Source organism: Shewanella sp. UCD-KL21 (assembly GCF_001957135.1).
Lineage (GTDB): Bacteria > Pseudomonadota > Gammaproteobacteria > Enterobacterales > Shewanellaceae > Shewanella.
Genome location: NZ_MPHK01000005.1, coordinates 109,357 through 128,832, shown reverse-complemented (window position 1 = coordinate 128,832; position 19,476 = coordinate 109,357). Strand labels below are relative to the sequence as shown.

Annotated in this window: 18 protein-coding genes; 12 read left to right on the top strand and 6 right to left on the bottom strand. The window is 43.1% G+C overall.

Going from position 1 to position 19,476, the window contains the following annotated elements:
• Positions 1 to 226: 226 nt before the first annotated feature.
• A complete protein-coding gene (locus BM739_RS06435; protein ID WP_254843477.1) occupies positions 227 to 967 on the bottom strand; it encodes a zinc metallopeptidase in 741 nt (246 codons plus the stop codon).
• A 182-nt stretch (positions 968 to 1,149) separates the two neighbouring features.
• Between BM739_RS06435 and BM739_RS06430 the strand changes: the two genes are divergently transcribed.
• From BM739_RS06430 to BM739_RS06420, 3 genes are all read left to right on the top strand, one after another.
• Positions 1,150 to 2,142 carry a nuclease-related domain-containing protein gene (locus BM739_RS06430; RefSeq protein ID WP_076538664.1) on the top strand — a complete coding sequence of 331 codons (993 nt, stop codon included), beginning with the start codon at positions 1,150 to 1,152 and terminating at the stop codon, positions 2,140 to 2,142.
• Positions 2,143 to 2,196: 54 nt separating this feature from the next.
• Positions 2,197 to 2,856, top strand: coding sequence for an excalibur calcium-binding domain-containing protein (locus BM739_RS06425; protein WP_076538662.1), 660 nt, complete (start codon positions 2,197 to 2,199; stop codon positions 2,854 to 2,856).
• Between the two features lie 70 nt (positions 2,857 to 2,926).
• On the top strand, positions 2,927 to 3,562 hold the full coding sequence (locus BM739_RS06420) for a hypothetical protein (protein WP_076538658.1): 636 nt from the start codon (positions 2,927 to 2,929) through the stop codon (positions 3,560 to 3,562).
• A 240-nt stretch (positions 3,563 to 3,802) separates the two neighbouring features.
• On the opposite strand, the gene groL is transcribed toward BM739_RS06420, so the two are convergent.
• A complete protein-coding gene (gene groL, locus BM739_RS06415) occupies positions 3,803 to 5,446 on the bottom strand; it encodes a chaperonin GroEL (protein ID WP_076538655.1) in 1,644 nt (547 codons plus the stop codon).
• Between the two features lie 51 nt (positions 5,447 to 5,497).
• The gene (locus BM739_RS06410; RefSeq protein WP_076538652.1) at positions 5,498 to 5,788 is read right to left on the bottom strand and encodes a co-chaperone GroES; all 291 of its coding nucleotides are present in this window, start codon (positions 5,786 to 5,788) and stop codon (positions 5,498 to 5,500) included.
• 225 nt (positions 5,789 to 6,013) lie between these two features.
• Between BM739_RS06410 and BM739_RS06405 the strand changes: the two genes are divergently transcribed.
• Together BM739_RS06405 and BM739_RS06400 are read left to right on the top strand one after the other, a co-directional pair.
• Positions 6,014 to 7,393, top strand: a complete 1,380-nt coding sequence (locus BM739_RS06405; RefSeq protein ID WP_076538650.1) for an MATE family efflux transporter — start codon at positions 6,014 to 6,016, stop codon at positions 7,391 to 7,393.
• Positions 7,394 to 7,419: 26 nt separating this feature from the next.
• Entirely contained in the window at positions 7,420 to 7,788 is a 369-nt protein-coding gene (locus tag BM739_RS06400; RefSeq protein WP_076538647.1) for a hypothetical protein, read from the top strand.
• Between the two features lie 104 nt (positions 7,789 to 7,892).
• Here BM739_RS06400 and BM739_RS06395 read toward each other — a convergent pair whose 3' ends face one another.
• Positions 7,893 to 8,498 (bottom strand): FxsA family protein, encoded by a 606-nt coding sequence (locus BM739_RS06395; protein ID WP_076538645.1) that lies wholly within the window; start codon positions 8,496 to 8,498, stop codon positions 7,893 to 7,895.
• Between the two features lie 236 nt (positions 8,499 to 8,734).
• Here BM739_RS06395 and cutA point away from each other — a divergent pair, with 236 nt between their 5' ends.
• From cutA to BM739_RS06370, 5 genes are all read left to right on the top strand, one after another.
• A complete protein-coding gene (cutA, locus tag BM739_RS06390; RefSeq protein WP_076538643.1) occupies positions 8,735 to 9,058 on the top strand; it encodes a divalent-cation tolerance protein CutA in 324 nt (107 codons plus the stop codon).
• Complete coding sequence (locus tag BM739_RS06385; protein WP_076538640.1) at positions 9,055 to 10,902, top strand: protein-disulfide reductase DsbD; 1,848 nt, start codon at positions 9,055 to 9,057, stop codon at positions 10,900 to 10,902. The genes cutA and BM739_RS06385 overlap by 4 nt, the downstream gene beginning before the upstream one ends.
• Positions 10,903 to 11,058: 156 nt before the next feature.
• Entirely contained in the window at positions 11,059 to 12,717 is a 1,659-nt protein-coding gene (locus BM739_RS06380) for a cation:proton antiporter family protein (RefSeq protein WP_076538637.1), read from the top strand.
• A 442-nt stretch (positions 12,718 to 13,159) separates the two neighbouring features.
• Positions 13,160 to 14,302 carry a galactokinase gene (gene galK / locus BM739_RS06375; protein ID WP_076538634.1) on the top strand — a complete coding sequence of 381 codons (1,143 nt, stop codon included), beginning with the start codon at positions 13,160 to 13,162 and terminating at the stop codon, positions 14,300 to 14,302.
• Positions 14,303 to 14,329: 27 nt separating this feature from the next.
• A complete protein-coding gene (locus BM739_RS06370; protein WP_076538631.1) occupies positions 14,330 to 15,361 on the top strand; it encodes an aldose epimerase family protein in 1,032 nt (343 codons plus the stop codon).
• A gap of 149 nt (positions 15,362 to 15,510) precedes the next feature.
• Here the strand turns inward: BM739_RS06370 and BM739_RS06365 are convergent, their stop codons facing one another.
• A complete protein-coding gene (locus BM739_RS06365; protein ID WP_076538628.1) occupies positions 15,511 to 15,942 on the bottom strand; it encodes a hypothetical protein in 432 nt (143 codons plus the stop codon).
• 426 nt (positions 15,943 to 16,368) lie between these two features.
• Positions 16,369 to 17,370 (bottom strand): NAD(P)H-quinone oxidoreductase, encoded by a 1,002-nt coding sequence (locus tag BM739_RS06360; protein ID WP_076538625.1) that lies wholly within the window; start codon positions 17,368 to 17,370, stop codon positions 16,369 to 16,371.
• Between the two features lie 287 nt (positions 17,371 to 17,657).
• Here BM739_RS06360 and BM739_RS06355 point away from each other — a divergent pair, with 287 nt between their 5' ends.
• Together BM739_RS06355 and BM739_RS06350 are read left to right on the top strand one after the other, a co-directional pair.
• Complete coding sequence (locus BM739_RS06355) at positions 17,658 to 18,410, top strand: ABC transporter substrate-binding protein (RefSeq protein WP_076538623.1); 753 nt, start codon at positions 17,658 to 17,660, stop codon at positions 18,408 to 18,410.
• A gap of 376 nt (positions 18,411 to 18,786) precedes the next feature.
• Positions 18,787 to 19,332: a DUF6702 family protein gene (locus BM739_RS06350; protein WP_076538620.1), complete on the top strand. Its 546-nt coding sequence runs from the start codon at positions 18,787 to 18,789 to the stop codon at positions 19,330 to 19,332.
• Positions 19,333 to 19,476: the final 144 nt, after the last annotated feature.

Here is a 19,476-nt window from a genome sequence, read left to right as displayed (position 1 = left end):
CAGAATAAAAAACCATAAGTATTACCTTAAATAGCTAGCATTGCTTTAGTTAAAATTCGATCTAGCGCAGCACAGGTTATGCCTGCATCGCTTTAATGAATAAGTTTGGTAAATAGAAAAATGGTTGGCAACAATTATGGAGTCTCATATCTGAGACTGTATTGGAATTGAATTTGATGTTAGAGAAAAGGTTTACTCAGATCCTGACAAATCCCCACTTATTCTATTAGCGACGTAGCACCGCTATCCAGCGGCCAAGATTAAGCAAGCTGGCTAGCGATCCAGCCACGTAGGTCAGCGCCGCCGCTTTGAGAATCTTCTCCGCATGGTTAAGGTCACCGTCGTGCAGGTATTTGCCCTCTTTAAGTATGGGCAGCGCCTTGCCATAACTGGCGTCGAACTCCACCGGCAAGGTCACCAGATGCACAATAGTGCTCAACCCCATCGACAGCACCCCGATCAAAATGGTCAACGCGCCAGCCTGCGGTATACGGGTGAGCATAAAGACCACAGGCGCTGCTAACATCATTACGCCAGCAATACGCTCACCAACCATCGCGGTTCTAGCGAGCTTCTGTCGCATCAGAAACAGCGACTCGTTGCGAGAATCCTGTATAGCATGCCCGACCTCGTGGGCGGCGACAGTTACAGCAGTCAGGGAGTGACCGGAATAGTTATCCGGCGTAAGGCGAACAGTCTTGGCGCTTGGGTCATAATGATCGCCGTCGAGCGTCTCTTCAACCTTGACGTCATTCAGGCCATAACGGTCTAAAAGATGACGCGCAAGTTCACCACCGCTACCTTGCTGACGGTAGCGATCTGTGGGCTGCTGGTACTTGCTCATGATGTGTTTGACCCACAAGCCGGGCAAGAATACGCAGCCCGCAATGACAATAATTAGAATGATCCATAGCATGAAAACCAGTATGCCATAAACCTTAGTATAACTCTCACGGCTTTTACTCAAAGCCATTAACCGTTACGTAAAGCCATTAACCGTGGATGCGTGTAGTGGAAGATGATTTTATAAAAGCTTTAAATTGACAGCTATTTTTATACAAATTCAATCAATAATCATAGCTTTATCAATCTATAATTGGGTATTATGATAATGATTTTTATCAAGTTATGAATGGATGCTGCTGATAAATGATACTCAAAACGAAAACACTGCAAAACACCACTTCACCCAAAGCGAGCGCGGGTCAAAAACAAGAGCAAAACGTGGCCATCTTTTTACGCCGCGCCTTTAAAGATCACCCAGAAATACTGGTGATCAATGATTTCAAATTTAGATTTAATGATGAAGTCGCTCAGATCGATCACTTGATCGTTTACCCCTATGGCTTTGTACTAATCGAATCAAAAAGCATTAAAGGCCATGTGAAGGTCAATCAACAACAAGAATGGACTCGCAGCTATAACAACCAATGGACAGGCATCCCCTCGCCAATCAAGCAGGTAGAGTTGCAGCAAACCCTACTTAAAGAATTACTCAAGCACCATAAAAGTGAAATAATTGGAAAGTCATTAGGCATAAAACAACAAGGGTTTAATGGCCGTTGTTGGGATCATCTGTGCGTAGTATCAAGCGATGCCGTTATTGATAGAAACACCATGCCTAAAGCAGTCTCTGAGCAATTAGTAAAATCTGAGTTTCTAGTCGATAAGCTTAAAAAAATGATGAAACTTAGAAATAAGTTCATACGAGTCGTTAATGTATATGACACTCGACCCCACTTCGACCAAGAAGAACTCGACTCAATAGGCCAGTTCATCATCAGCCAGCATATCGATGGCAATAGCCAAACAAGTGAAGTTGCCACCAAAGCCCCAGAACCACTACAACAGACACAGCAACAGCCGCAAACTCAAACAACAACTAACCGCAGCGTTCCATTAACTGAAAACCAACCTGCTGCTCAAGCGAAGCTAAGCTGTAAACATTGTGGTGAATCAAAAAATTACATCTCAATGTACGGTAAGTTTGGTTACTACATCAAATGTAATCAGTGCACTAAAAATACACCCATGAAGCAAACCTGCCCACAGTGCCAAAGTAAAAATACTAGAGTCACCAAACGCAGAGAAACCTACACCCTACACTGCCAAGATTGCAGCGTAGAAAATCAGTTGATTTAGCAGACAGCAAATTAGATTAGATTTTTAGAGAGACACACTAAGGAAACGGAGTTCATGGAAAAAGGCAATCTTGTACGCTGGAATAATGACAAAGGATTTGGTTTTATCAAACCAATGGCTAACTGTGATAAATCAGATGTATTTATCCATATTTCAGCACTTAAACACATGGCAAGAAAGCCACTTGTGGGTGATGAGATCATATATCAGCGTGAGTTGCAAAGTGACGGTAAAGTTAGAGCTATAAAAGCCAGTATCACAGGGGTTGCAGTTATTTCTAATGCTACAAAGCCAAGCCACACTAAATACCAACACCTAAACTATCGCCAGCCACGTTCAATTTTTTCAAAGTTACTTCCGCTAACACTGATTCTTATTGCTGTATTTGGCTACTCAAAATACCAGCAATTAACTGAAACTCCTGTGCTCACCAATGAAGATATTGAGAACATGCAGCGGGAAGAAACTGTAACGCCATCACCACAGAGCAACCACTCTATACGCCCAATAGGCAAAAAACGGGAATGGGTAGCAACAACCGAACCAAGCACACCTTTAACATCACAATCATTTCGCTGCGAAGCAGGAAAAACCCATTGTAGCCAAATGCGATCCTGCGCCGAAGCTAAGTTTTACATCAGAAATTGTCCCAATACAAAAATGGATGGTGATAGAGATGGAATACCCTGTGAAAGCCAGCATTGTTCATATTAAAAATTTAAAGCTTATATCAATCTTATAAACACCTAGCAAAACCCAACTTTTTACCTGAGGCATAATAAAAATGGATGACCTATTAGCACTTAGACTCTGGCAAGCATTAAGCCTGTTAGCACAACATCAAGAAGGAACTATTCAAGCCTTAAAAAAGGACTGGATAGACTACGTAAGCCTAATTTTAGTGCCAATAATCTCACTCGCCTTTTATATAGTCGGACTGAGTCAAGCAAAAAAGCAGTTTAAATCGCAGTTAGCTCAAATTGAGTCACACCGAATCGAAACTAAAATTCAAGAAATGAGGTTTGCTAAGAAGCAAACAATCGAGCAACTAGACAAAACACTCCTATCGAACATTTGGGCACTAGAAGCATCCACAAATAGCCCAAGGAATATAGACTCTGGGGATACATTAGAAAAGTTAGATAACGTTCATTATGCAAGTTCACTGATAGATAGAGCAGAGATTATGAATCCACTTAATACAATTGGAGATGATAATCAATTTTTCGATGCTGACACAAAATTAGGCGAACTCATAATAAGTTTAAACCCCTTACTTGAAACAGATTGTTCTAAGCCGGATAGAAATAATATTAAAAGACATTGTGAAGCTATTTATGAAGCTAGAAAAAACTTTGTCCACGAAATCGATAAAACAATTAATAATCTTAATCGAACGAATAAATATGAAGCAGAGTGAATTCTAACTAAAGTGCTATTTTTACACATCAAAAAGCCCCGATACCGTTAGGTATCGGGGCTTTCAATTTTCTATGCTCTAAGCTCTAAGCTTTTAGGCTTTAGACCAGCAATGAATTTTGCATTCTTGGCGCAGGATAAATCGGGTTAGAACAAGGCGCTTTACCACGACGTTTAGTTCACTAAACGAGTGGTGAAGCAACGCCGTTATCACCGATTTAGACTAGCAAAGAAGCAATAATTACATCATGCCGCCCATTCCACCCATACCACCGCCCATTCCGCCCATATCTGGTGCAGATGAATCTTGTGGAATTTCAGCTACCATTGCTTCAGTTGTGATCATTAGACCAGCAATTGATGCTGCAAACTGTAGTGCACTACGGGTTACTTTAGTTGGGTCAAGAATACCCATTTCTAACATGTCACCGTAAGTGTCATTACCAGCGTTGTAACCGTAGTTACCTGTGCCGTTTTTAACTGTGTTAGCCACAACTGACGCTTCTTCACCTGCGTTAGTTGCGATTTGACGAAGTGGTGCTTCCATTGCACGTAGTGCGATGATTACGCCGTGCTTTTGGTCTTCGTTGATCACTTCAACTTCAGAAATCTTAGAAGCAACACGTACTAGTGCAACCCCACCGCCAGGAACCACGCCTTCTTCAACGGCTGCGCGTGTTGCATGTAATGCATCTTCAACACGGGCTTTTTTCTCTTTCATTTCAACTTCTGTTGCTGCGCCAACTTTGATTACTGCAACACCGCCAGCGAGTTTTGCCATGCGCTCTTGAAGTTTTTCTTTGTCGTAGTCAGATGTTGACTCTTCAACTTGTTGTTTGATTTGTGAAACACGGCCAGAGATTTGCGCTTGCTCGCCGTTACCATCGATGATGGTGGTGCTGTCTTTAGTGATAACAACACGTTTTGCTGTACCTAAATCTTCTAGGGCTGCTTTTTCAAGCTCTAGACCGATTTCTTCAGCGATAACAGTACCGCCAGTTAGGATAGCGATGTCTTGTAGCATTGCTTTACGACGGTCACCAAAGCCAGGTGCTTTAACAGCTGCGACTTTAACGATACCGCGCATGTTGTTAACAACTAATGTTGCTAATGCTTCGCCTTCAACGTCTTCTGCAACGATAAGCAATGGCTTACCTGTTTTCGCTAGACCTTCAAGGATTGGTAATAATTCACGGATGTTAGAGATTTTCTTATCAACTAGTAAGATGAAAGGAGAATCTAACTCAACGCTGCCAGTTTCAGCTTTGTTGATGAAGTAAGGAGATAGGTAACCGCGATCAAACTGCATACCTTCAACAACGTCTAATTCGTTTTCAAGGGCTTGGCCTTCTTCAACGGTAATAACGCCTTCTTTGCCGACTTTTTCCATTGCGGTTGCAATGATTTCACCGATTGATTCATCAGAGTTAGCAGAGATAGTACCAACTTGTGCAATGGCTTTAGAATCTGCACATTCTTGAGAAAGTGCTTTAAGCTCAGCAACGGCAGCAATTACTGCTTTGTCGATACCACGCTTAAGATCCATTGGGTTCATGCCAGCAGCGACTGCTTTAAGGCCTTCAACCACAATTGATTGTGCTAATACGGTTGCAGTCGTAGTACCGTCACCAGCAGCATCATTGGCTTTAGAAGCAACTTCTTTCACCATTTGTGCGCCCATGTTTTCGAACTTGTCTTCTAGTTCGATTTCTTTCGCTACCGATACACCATCTTTAGTAATTAGCGGTGAGCCAAAGCTTTTGTCTAAAACAACGTTACGACCTTTTGGGCCTAAGGTTACTTTTACTGCGTTAGCAAGAATGTTGACGCCGTTAAGCATTTTAACGCGACCGTCACTACCAAATAATACTTCTTTTGCTGACATTGTTATGTTCCTTCAAATTTGTTGATGATTGCAAAGGGTTAATGTTTAAAATTAACCTACAACAGCCATTAGGTCTGACTCAGATAAGATAAGGACTTCTTCACCATCAATCTTTTCTTTCTTCACGCCGTAACCTTCGTTGAAAATCACTACGTCGCCGACTTTAACGTCAAGGGCTTTAACTTCACCGTTTTCTAAAATGCGACCATTGCCTACTGCTAGGATTTCACCACGAGTTGATACTTCTGCAGCGCTACCAGTTAATACAATGCCACCAGCTGATTTTGATTCAACTTCTAAACGTTTAACGATTACGCGGTCATGTAATGGACGAATATTCATCTACGGACTCTCCTAATGATTTGGTGCCCTAAAACGAGGCGGTTTTAACAAAATGATAAGGGCATTACCCCTTTGATGAATGATATATGGGGGTCGATGTTGACAGTTCCAAGTGTATTTTAAAAAAAACTGCGATTTAATTGTAAAATTTGTGGCTGCTAATATTTAAACCATGTTGAATGCTGCTAGAATTTGGCTCCCGTTTTCGTGTTTAAGTCGAGATAGATGAAAGATAAACATGGGTTGCTTAGCGCACCAATTGGTCGCGTGCTGTTTAATATGAGCCTCCCCAACCTTATCGGTATTCTCACCATTTATGGTGGCAGCCTTATAGATACATATTTCATCAGTCTGCTGGGCACTGAGTCATTAGCTGCGGTCAGTTTTACCTTTCCGGTGGCGATTATTTTTTCCAGTATTGCCATTGGCATTGGCGCGGCGGTTTCCACTAACTTTGCCCGCCTCATTGGCGCTGGTAATCAGCCCCAAGCTAAATCGTTTTTGTTTGATGCCTTGCTACTGACATTTTTATTGGTGAGCGCGTTAGTGTGCATCGGGATTATGACCATTGACCCGCTATTTACCCTACTGGGCGCCAATGAGTTAAGTTTGCCACTTATTCATGACTATATGTTGGTGTGGTTTTTAGGGGCGCCATTATTGGTGTTATTGATGGTGGGCAATCAGGGCATTCGCGCCACCGGTGATACTTACTCCCCTGCGATCATTATGTCGGTGGCAGCCATTATCAACCTGATACTCGACCCTTTACTTATTTTTGGTCTTGGGCCTTTCCCTGAGCTGGGTATTCAAGGTGCGGCCATTGCCACTTCAATATCTTGGTTATTTTCAGCCTCTGTGGCTGTGTATATCTTGGTATTCAAAAAACAAATTTTGCTTTTCACCAAATTAAGCAAGCGCCGGATTATCAATAACTGGTGCAAGCTGGGGCATATTGCCCGCCCTGCGGCTTTAATGAATATGATTAACCCTATTGCTAACGGCATTATTTTGGCCATGCTTGCCAGAGTCGATCAAGCTGCGGTGGCCGCTTATGGTGCAGGGGTGCGCTTAGAAACCTTATTTATCTTGGGGATCATGGCCCTTAACTCCAGTTTAATGCCGTTTGTGGGGCAAAACTTGGGCGCTGGGCAACATCAGCGGGCTAAAGATGCCATGATGCTGTCACTGCGGTTTGCCCTGGTGCTGCAAACCTTACTGTATCTGCCTATCTTTTTGAGCGCTGATTTTATTGCGCAGTTATTCAGTAATGATGCGGTGGTGATCGATTGGCTGAGCTTTTATATTAAAGCCTTGCCCGCAGCCTATGGGCCATTAGCGGTGGTGATTATCTTCGCCACTTGTTTAAATGCCTACCATAGACCTATTCAGTCGTTAGTGATTAACTTAGTTCGGCTGTTTATATTGATGCTGCCATTGGCGGCCATTGGCTTATACTTTGGCGGGGTAAAAGGTTTATTAATTGCGCTGCCGATAACCAATACCATTATGGGCATTGCCTGTTATGTGATGGCCAGTCGGATCACTGAGCCTGAGTCCATTAGCGCATCAACGGCCACAGAGTCAGTTAACACCATAAATTAACAGGGATGTACGAGGGTTAATACACAATGAAAAGATCAATCAACGCCGCGCTATTGTCAGCGTTTGTGTGCCCCGGCACAGGGCACTTATACATAGGTAAAAAAGCCATAGGTTGGGGCATTATTGTGGCTTGTTTTATCAGTTTATGCGCCATCATGACCGTGCTGATGCAGCGCGCTCAAGCTGTGGCTGATGATATTGTCGCGGGTAATATTGCGCTGGATTTTAACAGCCTCTATGGCGCAGTACATGACAGTGTCAGCCTTGATTTACCCCCTTCGGTATCAATAGCCACTTGGCTGTTATTTATCTGCTGGATTGGCAGTACGGTTAGTGCGTATTGGATGGCCGAGCAGCTAGACAAGCCTTCAAAGGATTCCACCCTAGCGCCGTAAATTGGCGCTTTAACTTAAAATCCTAAACAAGCGGCTGATTTATTTGAGCCATAAAAAAACGCTAGCCTTGCTAGCGTTTTTTCATTGAGTCACCAAGCCAACAATTAGTCTTTTTTAGGCTTATCTTGCTCGCCCTTTGCCTCATTATCTGCGCGAGGCTCATCCTGTGGGGTGATATCTTTAATTTCTACCTGATGGGTTTCAGGGGTTAAATCATTTGGATCGAATTTGCGCTCAAAATCACCGTCAAAGGTATTGCCGCCTTGGTTAAATGGGCCATTTTGCCCAAATGGGTTTTGACCCGATTGACCTTGTGGGCCAAAGCCGCCCTGAAAACCGCCACCAGCAACCACGCGCATTTGCATACGTTTAAAGATATAGCTGGCTATGGGTGAGCGGGTAATTGGGGTTAGCAATAACAAACCGATAAAGTCAGTCACAAAGCCCGGAAACAATAACAGTAAACCTGCTGCGGCGAGCATCATGCCTTCGACAATTTCTTTACCCGGCGCTTCACCGCGCTCAAGCTTAGATTGTACTGACATTAAGGTGCTTAAGCCTTGGCTGCGCACCAGTGATACCCCAACAATCGCAGTGAAAAACACTAATGCGATGGTATTCCAAGTGCCAAGCACGTCGCCCACAGAAATTAATACTGACAACTCAATGGTCGGAACGATAATAAATACAAACAATAAAACAAATAACATGTGGGCCTCAATTTTTTCACTGGCTATGAAAACTAAATGGGGGTTATCCGGTCTTAATTCAAGACGTGTCACGATTATCATCAATGACTAATGCAAGCGCTTACGAAAAAACGTACAGTATTGCACTATTGAAATCGCGATAAACATAACATTAGCAACAACAATAAAGATAAACCGCAGTTTATGTTATTAAGCTTAAGCTAACTTTAAGGCAACCAATAGATGATAGCATTCCAATGCCAGCAACTTACTTATTAGTTATAACAACTTGCCCTGATAACGCCAGTGCCAAACGCATTGCATCAGCGCTAGTGGAACCGAAAGCGGCTGCTTGTGTGCAATTAATTCCACAAATAGAGTCAGTTTATGTGTGGGAAGATGAGGTCTGTCATAGTAGTGAAGTCGCTTTACACATAAAATGTATTGCTAAAAATTATGATGCAATTCAACAAATAGTGATCCAACAGCATCCCTATGAAGTACCTGAATTAATCGCTATGCCTATTACTCAAGGCTTGCCAAATTATTTAAAATGGATAGAAGAAACTTCCCAATCATGAAAAAAATATTTGCGCTTATTTTTACCTCTTTACTCCTGCTAACGCCATTAGCTCACAGTGAAGGCATTTTTAGCAGTAATAAGTTCAGCTTCCTTCAGGGCGAGCCAGAATTAATGCCTGTTGAAGAGGCTTTTGTATTTGATTATCAGCAAAAAGATAATCAATTAGCCATTAGCTTTGTGATTGCCGATGGTTATTACATGTACCGTGACAAGTTGCAGTTTTCTGCTGACGGCGCAGTGATTGGCGATATCGATCTGCCCAGTGGCAAGGTGCATAACGACGAATATTTTGGCGAACAAGAAGTTTACTACACCTTTGTTGAGCTGCCGTTAGCCCTTAAAGAAGCCGCCCAAGACAGCCTAGTACAAGTGACCTTTATGGGTTGTGCTGAAGGCAAGCTGTGTTATCCGCCGACCAAACGTGATGTTAAGCTCGATGCCGTGGCAGCGAACGATGGCAAGGTAAAGGGCAAAAAAGCCATTATTGGTGCTGCGCCAGCTCAAGCTGAACCAGCAACAGCAAGCAATGCGACAGCCCCTATCACCCAACAAGACAGCTTAAGCCAAATGCTGGCCAACGATAGCTTAATGTGGACCTTAGTTATCTTCTTTGGTTTAGGTATTGGTTTAGCCTTAACCCCTTGCGTGTTCCCTATGTACCCGATTTTGTCAGGGATTATTGTGGGCCAAGGGAAAAAGTTATCCACCGCTAAAGCCTTCACGCTATCAATGGCCTACGTTCAAGGTATGGCGATTACCTATTCATTACTAGGTTTAGTGGTTGCCTCTGCGGGCATGAAATTCCAAGCGGCATTACAGCACCCTGCTATTTTGATTTTCTTAGCGGTAATGTTTGTACTGCTGAGTTTATCTATGTTTGGCATGTATGAGTTACGCCTGCCGGGCAAGTTCCAAGACAAGATGAATACCCTGTCCAATAACCAAAAAGGTGGCAACCTTGTTGGGGTGTTCTTTATGGGGGTTATTTCAGGCTTAGTGGCATCACCTTGTACCACTGCGCCGCTGTCTGGTGCGCTGATTTATGTGGCCCAAAGTGGTGACTTACTACAGGGCTTCTTGGCGCTGTATGTATTAAGCATGGGTATGGGTGTGCCATTACTGATCATTGGTACTTCTGGTGGTAAATTACTGCCGCGCGCCGGTGCATGGATGGATATCATTAAGACCATTTTCGGCTTCTTATTGATTTCAGTCTCAATCGTAATGATTGGCCGCATCTGGCCAGGACTGGTATCAGATGTATTGTGGTCAATTTGGGGTATTTGCTTAACGGGCTACCTAATGCATCAGAACAAACTATCAGAGTTTAACTGGAAGCAAACCACCCGTGGGGTAATACTTATCCTGACTTTACTCGCCAGTTTTTCTTATGGGTTCCAAGCGGTGATGACTGCTATGGGTCATCAAGCGCCCTCAATGAGTAATGAAACTCGCCAAGCTGCAGCGGTCAGCCACGGTGAGTTATTTATTCAAATTAAGTCACTAGAAGACTTAGAAGTGGAGCTAGATAAAGCCAGTCTGAGCGGTAAAACCGTGATGCTAGATCTATACGCAGACTGGTGTGTAGCCTGTAAAGAATTTGAAGCCATCACCTTTGCTAACCCAATGGTATTAGAGCGTTTAGATCAAATGGTGTTGTTACAAGCCGATGTCACCAAAAGTGATGCTATTGATATTGAACTGCTTGAGCACTTCAGCGTTTTAGGCTTACCGACCCTGTTAATGTTCGATGAAAACGGCAATCAGCGTGAAGATTTGCGCGTAACCGGCTTTATGGGACCTAAACCTTTCGCTGAGCACTTGGATTTATTGCTTAATTAATTGTTTCAGCTAGCGTTAACATAATGAAAATGGTCAATTTATTTATTAAATTGGCCATTTTTTTATTCTAGCGCCACATTTTAATAGAAAGTTAATTTCATTCTTATATAATCCACCCATAAGTAACCTGCCATTAACAGTTATAACTAAGGCATTATGGAACCAGCAATTCTCATCATCACCCTACTGTGTGGCATACTCGTAAGCCGAGTGGGTTTACCGCCGCTCATTGGTTATCTTGCTGCGGGATTTATCCTGTTTATTTTTGGGATCCAAGATGAAAGTCTGCCACTGCTGCAGGAGTTAGCCGATCTTGGCGTGATGCTATTGCTGTTTGCAATTGGTCTAAAGCTGGATGTACAGAGCTTACTTAAATCTGAAGTGTGGGCCAGTTCCAGTTTGCACTTAATTGGCTCAATCTTATTCTTTTTACCCATCTTAAAATTGCTGGGGTTAATAGGGCTAGACAGGCTAGTTGATTTAGACATTAATCAGCTGTTGCTACTGAGCTTTGCCTTAAGTTTTTCAAGTACCGTATTTGCCGTCAAAGTGCTGGATGAAAACGGCGATAGCCAAGCCTTATATGGTCGTATCGCTATTGGTATCTTGATTATGCAAGATATCTTCGCAGTGCTATTCCTCACCATTTCAAAGGGAGATTTTCCTTCAATTTACGCCTTAGGTTTATTGCTGTTACCGCTACTTAAACCCCTTATTTATAAAATTTTCGACCGCGTTGGCCACGGCGAAATGTTGATTTTATTTGGTCTGACTATGGCATTAGTCATGGGGGCTTGGCTGTTTGAAGCTGTGGGCTTAAAGCCAGATTTAGGCGCATTGATTATTGGTATTTTACTGGCGGGCCACGCTAAAGCGTCCGAGCTGTCTAAATCAATTTACTACTTTAAAGAGCTGTTTTTAGTCGCGTTTTTCTTAACTATTGGTTTAAATGGTTTACCAACCATTGCCGATGTGGGCCTTGCTGGGTTGCTGGTACTATTAGTGCCATTTAAAATCATGCTGTTCTTTATACTATTGACCCGCTTTAAGCTGCGTTCTCGTACCTCACTATTTGCCTCATTCAATCTAGGTAATTACAGTGAGTTTGGCTTGATTGTCGCCGCTGTAGCCGCATCAAAAGGCTGGTTACCTGCCGAGTGGTTAATCATTCTCGCAGTGGCCTTGAGCATCAGTTTCTTAATTGCGGCGCCACTTAACGCTGCGGTAAATAAGCTATATCAGCGCTACCATAGCACTCTGACAACCTTAGAGAAGTACCCGCTACACCCTGAGGATAGACAAATTCCTGTGGGTAATCCGCGCTTTTTGATTCTAGGTATGGGCCGGATTGGCTCAGGTGCTTACGATGAGCTGCGTGCTAAATACTCTGGCGAAATACTGGGTATTGAACATAAGCAAGACCTCGTGGACTTTCATCGTCAACAAGGGCGTAATGTGGTGCAAGGCGATGCCAGCGATACCGACTTTTGGGAAAAACTTGAGCGGGCTCCGGGGCTTGAGTTGGTGCTATTAGCCATGCCACACCATATTGGTAATATGTTTGCGGTAGAGCAACTTAAAAAGCTCGATTATCAAGGTAAGATAAGCGCTATCGTACAGTATTCTGAAGATGCAGAGTCACTGAAAGAGCAAGGGGTTAACAGCGTTTATAACCTTTATGAAGCTGCAGGTGCCGGTTTTGTGGACAATGTCATTCATGAATTACTTGAACCAAACGCAGAGGAAGAAGCTGAAGCGAGCCTTGATAAAGCCAGCGCAGCCGCTGAAATCACCCCGAACTTGAGCAAGCCATAAACGCAAATAGTTAGCTGTATGCTCTATTCGCTATGCTAAATCCATAAGCGCCTTATTAACATTAAGGCGCTTTTTTATTGCTTAAAATGCGCTTTTATATCAATCGCCCACGGTTAGCCAGCGTCGCTATTTGAGTGCTTATAAAGCCCATTTATACCAAAAGTTTGTTCTGCCAATAAAACCGTCGGCGTAAACCCTTACACACTTAAACACTTCACGCTTACCCACTCGCGCATATCTCTTTAGTAGTATAAAAAGCGTTGAAATTACTGTTATTTCCACAAAACAGACTACTCTTAAGCTGTAATTTGTATCAATCTAGTTGCTGCTAGTTACAGTCACTGCTAACTCGTGATATAAATCACATTATCAATCTAATAATTAATACTTTTATACCGCTTAGGTAACTTCGTAACTCGGCATTCTTTGGAAGTGAAACTGTATGTCTAATCCTGCTCAAAAAGCCATGAAGTTGTTTGTACAAACATTTGGCACTACGGCTGACGACCTGTATCAAGCACCAGGTCGTGTCAATATTATTGGCGAACACACGGATTATAACGAAGGATTCGTTTTACCCGCTGCAATTAATTTTCACACTGTTATTGCGGTTAAACACCGTAGTGATAACACCTTTAGAGCCGTGACTGATGCCTTTCCTGGGCAAATTGAACAATGGCGTTTTGGTGAAGAAAGCGCCATTGAAAATAAAGGCAGTTGGGGAAATTACCTAAAAGGCTTTACCGCCTCAATGGCTCAGTCTGGGCTTAAAGCTAAAGGCATGGATATTGCCATTGTCGGCAATGTGCCACTGGGCGCAGGTATGTCGTCATCGGCTGCACTTGAGGTGGCCTTTGGCACTGCCATTAGCTACGCCAGTCAATTGCATTTATCGCCATTAGCCATTGCACAAATTGCCCAACGCGGTGAGCACAGGTTCATAAAATCAGAATCTGGCATTATGGATCAAACCATTAGCGCACTGGCAGTGGCCGATCACGCCTTATTGATTGACTGCTTAGAGTTAGACGGCCGCGCAATCGCGATACCTGACAGCTTAAGTTTACTGATTGTCGATCCTAGCATCGATCGCCAGCAGTTAATTAACCGCTTTGATGCCCGTAAACTGCAATGTAATCAAATTAATGAATTGCTTGGAGTTGAGTCACTCAGGGAAGTCAGCCTTGGCCAACTCAACACTGCTAAAGCCAGCTTAGGTGAGGAACTTTATCTACGAGCTAAGCATGTACTAACTGAAAACCAACGCACTGTGAATGCTGCCCGCGCCTTAGAGCAACAAGATACGGCCCGCTTCGGCCAATTAATGGCACAATCACAACAATCCATGTGCGATGATTTTGACATCAGCACCCCTGAGATTGATGCCTTAGTGAAAATAATTAAAGATATTATTGGCACCAAAGGCGGCGTCAGAATGAGTGATGGCTGTGTGGTAGCGCTTATTGATCATGAGCTAACGGATGCTGTGGTCAATGCCGTTGAGCAACAATATCCACAACAAACATCCTTAGAACCGATTATCTATTTATGCTCTGCCAGTGGCGGCGCAGGCAGAATTGAATAAGCAATTCTATTGCTATAAGAGGCATTAATGTTACAAATCACCACACTTGAACCATGGCAAGATCCTCGCGGAGGATGGGTAGAACGTATTCGAGTCGACAATGGCAAGGTTGCTATTGAAGTGTTAAGTCTAGGGGGAATTATTAATGCCTTATGGACTGAAGATAATCAAGGCCAGCGAGATAACATCGTTTTAGGTTGTGACAGCGTTAGTGACTACTTAAAACAGCCGGCTTATTTAGGCGCCATTGCTGGGCGATACTCTAATCGTATTGCTAACGGTAAATTGCAATATCAAGGCAATCACTATCAGCTCGATATAAACCAAGCGACCAACTGCTTACATGGCGGCGCTGAAGGCTTTCATTTAAAGCATTGGCATATGCAAGCCCTTGAAGACGGCGTGAGGTTAACCCTTGAAAGCCCTGATGGTGATATGGGCTTCCCCGGCAATTGTACGGTGCAATTAGATTATCGCTTGGCTGATAATAATTTGCTCATTGAAATGCAAGCAAGTGTCGATAAAGCCTGCCCTATTAGCCTCACCCAGCACAGTTATTTTAATTTAGAAGGCGCAGATAGCTTAACTAATGCTGAGCATGTGATCCAAGTGGATGCCAAGCAATATTTGCCGATGAATGAAGTGGGTATTCCAACTTCAATTGCAGCGACCACTGGCAGCGATTTAGATTTAGCCCAAGCCACCGCATTTGCAGTGCAAACTCAGCGACCGGCTCTTGCTGCCACCAATGGTTTTGATCATTGCTATGTGCTTAATAACGCCGAGCAAGTCAGCCGATTTGGTTGTCTTTCAAGCCCTAAAACTGGCCGCACCATGACGATTTACACCAATCAACCTGGGGTGCAGCTGTATGGCGCTAACTTCCTTGAAGGCGCAAAAGGCTTTGACGGCCGTATTTACCAGTCTCATCAAGCAGTATGTATTGAACCACAAATGCTGCCAGACTCACCTAATCAAGCCGATTTACCCGGTAAGCCTTGGGTAGAGCCAGGACAAGTTTATCGCCATGTGAGCCGTTATGAGTTTGGGGTTATTTAAGCCTAAGCGCTCACTGCAGGGCTGTTGATTCACTAACACTCAGCCAATAAAAATGGAGCTATGATTTATCATCATGCTCCATTTTTTATCTTTAGCGATTAGCTAAATTAGCCCTAAAAAATACCTAGCTGTGAGTGTTAGCGCTTAGGCTAATCGTCACTGTCATCACCGATACCGGCACCGAAGTCGGCATCAGCATCTTCAAATTCCATTTCACTGTCATCGACATCAATAATCTCATCCACCACTTCAACTTTTTTAGCTTTTGAGGCTGGCGCAGAGTCTGGCACAGAAGATAATTCGATATGCGCTTCATGTTTTGCCATAAACTCAGCTCTAGCAGCAAGCCATGCTGCTTCATGTTCAGCTTTGGCGGCTGTTAACTGCTGGGGTTCCAGCTCATGCAGGTTAACCTTAACGATATCCTCTACGTACTCGCCAATCGTGTTACGACTAACATTAAATAAGTAGATTCGACCAGGAGACGCATCGGGGAGTCGGTTGTCATGGACGACAATTGAGGTGCCACGTGGAGTACGAAGCTCACCATACCAAACTTGTTTTTTTGCAGTGTTATACATATATGCTAATGCCCTTAAATCAACACATACCTAACAAATGTGCGTTTTAACAGCACACAGTTTATTTACTAACCTCTACGCAGCGCGCATGATTATTGAGGATAATTAATCAAAAACTTATGAAAAAATCAATATATTATTAATTAACTTTTTCATATTTTTGCAATTTGTTGCGAGTGCCATATGGCCATAGTCTTTTGCTGTAAATCATCCAAGTTATGATTTTCCCAAGGCGTTATGCACCCAGTGTCATTTAGCGGCGCTGCAAGCTCTAATTTAGTTCAAATATGACAGCCTTCAAGTCAGCTATGATAAAAAGACTGTTTTGAATTTGATGCCTTACTATTGCCTAATTCTTGCTTAGGTTTTGTTTGTTTAAGCGTTGTTAGCTTAGGGCTTGTTTACTTAGACTTTGCTTATTGAGGTTTAAGCTTCGCCTAGCTGCAGAATAATCTTACCTCTATGCTGAGCTGACTCCATATAGTGATGCGCTTTTACCACCTCATCAAACGGGAACACTTTATCAACCCGGATCTGCACTTGTTTAGCATCCAGTAATGGCCATAGCTGAGCTAATAATCCAGCGGCGATGTCAGCCTTAGCCTCGACGCTTTGCGGCCTAAGCGTTGAGCCGGTCCATTGAATACGTTTGGCCATAATGCTAAAAATATTCACTTCTGCTTTAGCGCCGCGCTGGGTTGCCACTGACACCATGCGGCCATCAAAAGCCAATACCTTTAAATTACGGTTGATGAAATCACCACCCGCAATATCTAACACCACATCGACCCCTTTAGCGTGTGTTGCAGCAAGAATTGGCTCAACAAAATCATCTTTATGGTAGTTAACCGCCATACTCGCCCCTTGGTCGAGGCAATATTGGCATTTTTCATCGCTACCTGAGGTGACAAACACTTTAGCGCCTAGGGCTTTGGCAATTTGTATTGCTGTAGTGCCAATACCGCCAGAGCCGCCGTGGATCAATACGCTTTCACCGGCTTTCAGCTTGGCGCGATTAACCAAGTTTCCCCAAACCGTGAAACAGGTTTCCGGCAAGGCCGCCGCTTGCACAAAGCTGTAGCCTTTGGGAATAGGCAAGCAATGTGAGGCGTAAGTGATCACTTGCTCTGCATAGCCGCCACCTGGCACTAAGGCACAGATCTTATCGCCGATTTGCCATTGGCTGACATCTTTAGCCATGGCAATGACTTCCCCAGCCACTTCCAAGCCTAATATCGGGCTAGCACCTTTTGGCGGCGGGTATGCGCCTTCTCGCTGCTTAATGTCGGGGCCGTTCACACCGGCGGCGTGTACTTTTATGATCAGCTGCCCAGCTTTAAGCGTAGGTAATACTGAATGGCTAAAGTGCATCACTTCAGCGGCGCCGGTTTCATTGTAAGTCACATGCTTTATGCTGTTTACGCTCATTTGACTGTCCATATTATTTATTGCGTCACAAAAAAATTAACTTTTCGCTAGCAAACGGTCGTTTTAGGTTACTATATTTACTGCAAGTGGCTAGATTTAATTCAGCTAACTGAATTTAAGCAGGCGACTAGGTTTAACCAAGCCACTAGGTTTAAGTTAACCACTAGGTTTGAGCTAACCACTAGGTTTAAGTTAACCACTAGGCTTATTAACTGACCATAGTGCGGTGAAAACTAGCTAAGTAAGGCTGCGCCATTAGCAGTTATTCTATTGAGGCCAACGCTACCGTGAAATATATTATCTCTTTGCTACTACTGGTTTCTTCATCCCTTGCAGCTAAGCCTGTATTGATCGCATCAGATATTTGGTGCCCTTATATTTGCCAAGGCCACACCGGCTATGTCACTGAACTGACTCGGCGCTCATTTGAAGTCATGGATCAACAGGTGCACTTTATTGCTGTGCCGTTTAATCGCGCTTTGAAGGAGGTTCAAATTGGCAATATCGATGCCGTTCTTGCCGTTACGCCAACCCATATTGAACAATTTAATTTATATACCGACACACTGATTGTGGGTTATGCCAGCACCGATTTTTATACTCGCGCAGACGCTTCATGGTCATTTCAGCAATTAGACAGTATTGATGGTGTGCAAGTCGGGATTATCGGAGGTTATGACTACGGCGAGCAGCTCAATGATAAAATTAGCCGCTCAACCGACTTTTACGCCGCCACGGGGGAACAACCCATGATGTTGAACATTAAACGCCTCGCAAATGGTCGATTTGATGTGATACTGGGTAATAAAGTCGCCATTGAATATACTGCACACAAAAATGATTTAGCCGATCAAATCAAATACGCCGGATCATATGGTGAGCCAACGCCTTTATATGTCGGCTTTAATCCTAATCAAAGCCATGTCGCAGATTTGTATGCCCAAGGTATTGCTAAATTAAAGCGCTCTGGTGAGTTTCAACAAATTTTAGATAAATACCAAATTAAAGCACCTGAAAATATGCCGCCATTAAGCCTTTAATGATTAAGTTTAATCAAAGCCACTTTAAAAAACATACCATATAAACCATGCGCTTAGGTATTATCCAATAAGCATTTGGCTTATATTAGCCCGAGTAAATACCTGCCATGAGCCTCAACCATAGTCAGCTAATCAATTAGCGGTAACCGCGCTCAAGCTGTGGCCAACCTCCTATTCAACATTGAAAAATTTGATAATAGATTTTACTAATACTTTATATTGACCTATGGTATTTAATGAGTATTTGCTGTTAATGCCTGCTTATTTTCCGCGTATCAATGTTTATTAATGACCAACAGGCTAAAGTCACGTATCTGCTCAGCGTCATGCAGCTCAAGCCTGCATTTAAAACAGCTAGCAATAAAGGTATATAATAATGTTATGGATAATTATTGCTCTAATATGGTTTATCGCCCTTAGCGGCTTGTTATTATTCAATTTTCAAGCGTCAGCTAATCGAAAAAAAGAAAGCTATACCAATGTGCTGTTTAATGCCAAAAGCGGCAATGTCGCTATTCAACACTGCTTTTATTTAGCTGATGCCCAGCAAACAGCTAAACGCATCATTGGTGTTGATAGCGATTTAGTCAAAAATCCACAAAGCAGAAAAGCGTTTGCTGACTACGTGCAGACAAATTTTCAAATTGCAGATAACAACCAGCAATTACTGCCGCTTGAATACCTGAATTGTGAAATAAAAGGCCACTATCTATGGCTTTACCAACAAACCACGCTAGCCAAAAGCGTTATCGGCAACGACCCCAAGTCAGTGGGCTTCTACATAAAAATCGCCAATCAGTTAACATTGTGTCCCAGCCAATTGAACAATATTAATGTTGAGCACAACAAACAAGTCAAAGTCATGCATATTAGCGCCGATGATGAATGGCAACACTTAGCATTAGACACAGATGTCGCCTAAGTGAATCTGCTAGGCCTTATGCAGCACTCAACATTGACAAATTAATCGCTGATGAAAGAGACTTTATGGTCTCTTTTTTATTGGCAAAAAAGAAACTCTTTAACCTTAAAAACAGTTTATTACCCTTAAAAATTCCTTCAATAA

Coding starts and splice junctions, on each gene's coding strand:
- groL (WP_076538655.1), bottom strand. CDS start 5,446: ATGTCAGCAAAAGAAGTATTATTTGGTAGTGACGGTCGCGTTAAAATG.
- BM739_RS06405 (WP_076538650.1), top strand. CDS start 6,014: ATGAAAGATAAACATGGGTTGCTTAGCGCACCAATTGGTCGCGTGCTG.
- BM739_RS06365 (WP_076538628.1), bottom strand. CDS start 15,942: ATGTATAACACTGCAAAAAAACAAGTTTGGTATGGTGAGCTTCGTACT.
- BM739_RS06395 (WP_076538645.1), bottom strand. CDS start 8,498: ATGTTATTTGTTTTATTGTTTGTATTTATTATCGTTCCGACCATTGAG.
- BM739_RS06385 (WP_076538640.1), top strand. CDS start 9,055: ATGAAAAAAATATTTGCGCTTATTTTTACCTCTTTACTCCTGCTAACG.
- BM739_RS06350 (WP_076538620.1), top strand. CDS start 18,787: ATGTTATGGATAATTATTGCTCTAATATGGTTTATCGCCCTTAGCGGC.
- BM739_RS06360 (WP_076538625.1), bottom strand. CDS start 17,370: ATGAGCGTAAACAGCATAAAGCATGTGACTTACAATGAAACCGGCGCC.
- BM739_RS06400 (WP_076538647.1), top strand. CDS start 7,420: ATGAAAAGATCAATCAACGCCGCGCTATTGTCAGCGTTTGTGTGCCCC.
- BM739_RS06420 (WP_076538658.1), top strand. CDS start 2,927: ATGGATGACCTATTAGCACTTAGACTCTGGCAAGCATTAAGCCTGTTA.
- cutA (WP_076538643.1), top strand. CDS start 8,735: ATGCCAGCAACTTACTTATTAGTTATAACAACTTGCCCTGATAACGCC.
- BM739_RS06370 (WP_076538631.1), top strand. CDS start 14,330: ATGTTACAAATCACCACACTTGAACCATGGCAAGATCCTCGCGGAGGA.
- galK (WP_076538634.1), top strand. CDS start 13,160: ATGTCTAATCCTGCTCAAAAAGCCATGAAGTTGTTTGTACAAACATTT.
- BM739_RS06425 (WP_076538662.1), top strand. CDS start 2,197: ATGGAAAAAGGCAATCTTGTACGCTGGAATAATGACAAAGGATTTGGT.
- BM739_RS06380 (WP_076538637.1), top strand. CDS start 11,059: ATGGAACCAGCAATTCTCATCATCACCCTACTGTGTGGCATACTCGTA.
- BM739_RS06430 (WP_076538664.1), top strand. CDS start 1,150: ATGATACTCAAAACGAAAACACTGCAAAACACCACTTCACCCAAAGCG.
- BM739_RS06410 (WP_076538652.1), bottom strand. CDS start 5,788: ATGAATATTCGTCCATTACATGACCGCGTAATCGTTAAACGTTTAGAA.